The organism is Vibrio sp. S12_S33 (assembly GCF_963889785.1).
In the GTDB taxonomy this organism is placed as follows: domain Bacteria; phylum Pseudomonadota; class Gammaproteobacteria; order Enterobacterales; family Vibrionaceae; genus Vibrio; species Vibrio aestuarianus.
On the sequence record NZ_CAWPQZ010000286.1, the window covers coordinates 1 to 364 of the forward strand.

Here is a 364-nt window from a genome sequence, read left to right on the forward strand (position 1 = left end):
CTTAATTGGGCGTTATGTGTTTGATGAGTTTTTAGGGTTAACTCTACGATTTCATTGAGAATTCGTTCCGTTTTTTCGGCAAGTTGGCTTGGTCGAAATGGATTCTTGAACAACCTGAGATTGATCGTTTTCAAGGTTCTTGGGTTGCCTCAATTAAGTTTTGGATCTGGCTTGTGCTGAGTTTCGGTGGTTTCAAATCGCTTAAATTGAAATGTCTTTTTGACTCATTCACTTGCTGAAATTCAGCTCTGAAAGTCTGGTGAAGCAAAAGGTTTTGTTGTGGCTGAAAGGGCGCTTTCTTTGTTGTTGATTCTGTAAGTGGCTCTCTTCGGCTCAGATCGCTGTGAAATTTAGGTTTTGGTAA

General features: G+C 40.1%; 1 protein-coding gene. It reads right to left on the reverse strand.

Annotated features, from left to right (window positions below):
* Positions 1-130 precede the first annotated feature (130 nt).
* Positions 131-364 (reverse strand): hypothetical protein (locus tag AACW06_RS20180; protein WP_238336785.1); only part of this gene is annotated, 234 nt, incomplete at its 5' end.